General features: G+C 38.9%; 4 protein-coding genes and 1 riboswitch. Of the genes, 3 read left to right on the forward strand and 1 reads right to left on the reverse strand.

What is annotated here, in order from left to right:
• Positions 1 to 912, forward strand: a 912-nt coding sequence (gene hemW, locus Q8865_11155; protein MDP4153975.1) for a radical SAM family heme chaperone HemW, incomplete at its 5' end; no start/stop codon positions are given.
• Between the two features lie 54 nt (positions 913 to 966).
• Here the strand turns inward: hemW and Q8865_11160 are convergent.
• Positions 967 to 1,137: a hypothetical protein gene (locus tag Q8865_11160; protein ID MDP4153976.1), complete on the reverse strand. Its 171-nt coding sequence runs from the start codon at positions 1,135 to 1,137 to the stop codon at positions 967 to 969.
• A 92-nt stretch (positions 1,138 to 1,229) separates the two neighbouring features.
• Positions 1,230 to 1,385, forward strand: a riboswitch (cobalamin riboswitch).
• Positions 1,386 to 1,472: 87 nt separating this feature from the next.
• On the opposite strand from Q8865_11160, the gene Q8865_11165 reads away from it, so the two are divergent.
• Both Q8865_11165 and Q8865_11170 read left to right on the forward strand, forming a co-directional pair.
• Positions 1,473 to 2,378, forward strand: coding sequence for an ABC transporter substrate-binding protein (locus Q8865_11165; protein MDP4153977.1), 906 nt, complete (start codon positions 1,473 to 1,475; stop codon positions 2,376 to 2,378).
• Positions 2,368 to 3,351 (forward strand): iron ABC transporter permease (locus Q8865_11170; protein ID MDP4153978.1); only part of this gene is annotated, 984 nt, incomplete at its 3' end. The genes Q8865_11165 and Q8865_11170, both read left to right, overlap by 11 nt.

The raw sequence follows: 3,351 nt of genomic DNA on the forward strand, positions 1-3,351 counted from the left end.
AAAAATATCCGCAAAAATTTTAACTTGGCAAAAAACGCAGAGATTACCGTGGAAGCAAACCCATTTTCAGCAGCTAAAAAAACACTTAAGACTCTTAAGCGGGCCGGTGTAAATAGACTGAGTATCGGTGTGCAGTCTGCTAATGAAAGCGAGCTTAAAAAGCTCGGAAGACTGCACAGTTTTTCTGATTTTGAACATACATACAAAACCGCAAGGCTTTTGAAATTCAAGAATATAAGCGTGGACATCATGTATGGTATACCTGATCAGACTTGGGAAAGCCTCTGTGAAACTCTAGACAAAATAATTGCACTTGCGCCAGAGCATATTTCTTTATATGGGCTAAAGATTGAAGAGGGCACCCCATTTTTTGAGGCTCGTGACCGTCTGGCTCTTCCAGATGAAGATACAGAGGCTGACATGTACTTCGCCGCTGCTGAAAAACTTGAAAAAGCAGGATACAATCAGTATGAAATATCTAATTTCGCAAAGAATGGATATGAATGCAAACATAATTTGAAATATTGGAATTGCGACGAATACCTGGGGCTTGGAACTGCTGCATCCTCATATTTAAACGGAAGAAGATTTTCATTTGTAAAAGACATCAAATTGTATAATAAGGTGTTATTGCACGAATCCGGAGAAAACATACTTTCAGAATATCTTGAAGTGCCTCAGAATGAAAATATCGGCGAATATGTAATGCTTAGATTCCGGCTTAATGATGGAATCTCAAAAGAGGCTTTCAGGCTTCGCTTTCACAATAAAAATTTTGATGAAATGTTTTATAAAAAGCTTGAACCTTTTATCAAAAGCGGACATGTTGAAATCACAAGCGATGGTTATGCTTTTAATCGAAAGGGATTTTATATTTCAAATTACATCCTGGCTAGAATACTCGATTTTTAGTCAAAAATAAGCACTCAGTTATAATTTTATCTGAGTGCTTTAACATTAAAAAAGTTATTTTTTATTATGAATTACCCAATCACGTGCTTCTATAACATCATCTAAAGAAGGGTCCCCGTCTTCATTTACCCTTTGAATAGCCTGAGGATCTGAAGACATTAGAGGCAGTGTGACAGCGTTTGCAGATGGGGGCAATTTTTCTTTTTTTTGCTTTCTCTGTTTCATGGGCACCATCCTTTCTGCTATTATTTTATACTAAATTAAGCAAATTATATTACACCATATATACATCTTACTTACTTGACACCATTTAAAAAGGCATATATAATTTTATTTAATTGAATATAGCGCTATTTTAAGGGAAGTCGGTGAAAAGCCGGCACTGCCCCAGCAACTGTGATTTTGACCGTTGGCTATAAGTCGCCTGCGGGATGATAAAAGTCAGGATACCTTGAAATATATGCTTGAGTCGTTATTCCCTCTGCGGGCAGGGAATAACTAATTTTATTAACGCACATTCCAGAGGCCCGGAATGTGCGTCGTTTTTTTAGGAGGAACATATGAAACGCGTATTATCATTATTAGTCTGCATTACGATCATTTTATCACTAGCCGCTTGCACCCAAAATAAGGCTTCAGTATCTCAAATAACTGTTACCGATGCCTCTAACACCGAGGTTTCAATCGATAAAATTCCGAATAAAATCATTTCTCTTGTCCCATCAATAACTGAAATTTTATATGCTTTAAACAGTGGCGACAAGGTGACTGCAGTCAGCGATACTTGCAACTATCCCGAAGAAGTTAAAACTAAGGCAGCCTTAAAAAGCGGAGCGGGAACAAATATTGAAAATATTATTGCAGATAATCCTGATGTGGTTTTCATAGGGAAAATGTCACAGAAAGCAGACCAGGTACAGCAGCTTCGTTCCGCAGGGGTTAAAGTTGTTGTAACGGATGCTCAGACTATCGATGGCGCATATTCTGATATAGCTATGGTAGGAAAAATTGTAGGAAAAAATAAAGAGGCAAACGATTTAACCAATAATATGAAAAAGCAGTTCGATGAAATAAAAAATATTGCTAAAAATGAAACGCAAAAAAAAGTATATGTCGAACTATCGCCTCTGGATCAAGGATTATGGACTTGCGGTCAAGGCACTTTCTTGCAGGAACTATTTAACATCTGTAACATTAAAAATGTATTTGACGATCTGAACGGGTGGCAAAGTATCTCTGAAGAACAGGTGATAAAAGCAGATCCGGATATCATACTCACAACTTGCGGCTCATATACTGCAAGCGGCAACGCGGCATCGGAAATAATGTCACGAAAAAACTGGCAATCAATTACCGCAGTTAAAAATGGCGCAGTTTATGATATTAACGCCGATACCACCAGCCGCCCCGCCCCACGTCTTGTTGACGCAGCACGAGAACTAATAAAAAAAGTTTATGACAAATAAAAGCTATAATTACAAAATAATATTAATTATCAGCATTCTGGTTCTTGCTTTATCGTTTTTGGTTTCATTGACGGTTGGAAGCGTTTCTATCCCGCTTTCCGATTCAGTAAAACTTATCGCAGGAAAGATATTTGGTTTTAGTACTGATAATATCTCTAAGAGCACTTCTGTTATATTATTTTCTGTTAGGATGCCAAGGGTAATCCTATCCGGTCTTGTAGGAGCCTGCCTTTCTGTTTCCGGCTGTGTTATGCAGGGGATTCTAAAAAATCCTCTTGCAGAGGGAGGAACTCTGGGAGTCTCATCAGGCGCTTCACTTGGCGCTGTGATTGCCATTTTTTTCTCTTCTGCTCTCCATGTCCAGGGGTATGCTTTTACGGCATTATTTGCAATGGTTTTTGCTTTTATATCTATCTTGATCGTTATGGCAATTGCACACCTTATTGATAAAAGTATATCGACTGCCACACTGATACTTACCGGCGTAGTTTTCTCAATGTTTGCAAGCAGTATCGTAAGTCTTATTATATCTCTATCCGGGGATCAATTAAGGCGGATTGTTTTTTGGTCTATGGGTTCATTTTCAGGTCGCGGGTGGCAATACGTCCTGCTGACTTTACCTTTCGTTATTATCGGCACCGTGTGGATACTGCGTTATACCTGGGAACTTGACGCATTTGCTCTTGGTGAACAGGAAGCTCGCTATATAGGTGTAAACGTCACAAGAATAAAGATAGAATTATTCATTGCAGTATCACTCCTCATAGGGATATCTGTATCAGTCAGCGGAGTTATTTCTTTTGTTGGTTTGATAATCCCGCATATAATCCGCAGGTTAACCGGGCCTTCGCATCTAAGGCTTCTCGTAACATCATTTTTTTCAGGTTCGGCTTTCTTAATGCTCGCAGACTTGCTCAGCCGCACATTACTCTCTCCTGTTGAACTTCCTGTTGGCGTCGTCACATCTCTAATA

Source organism: Bacillota bacterium, assembly GCA_030705925.1.
GTDB lineage: Bacteria > Bacillota > Clostridia > Oscillospirales > Feifaniaceae > JAUZPM01.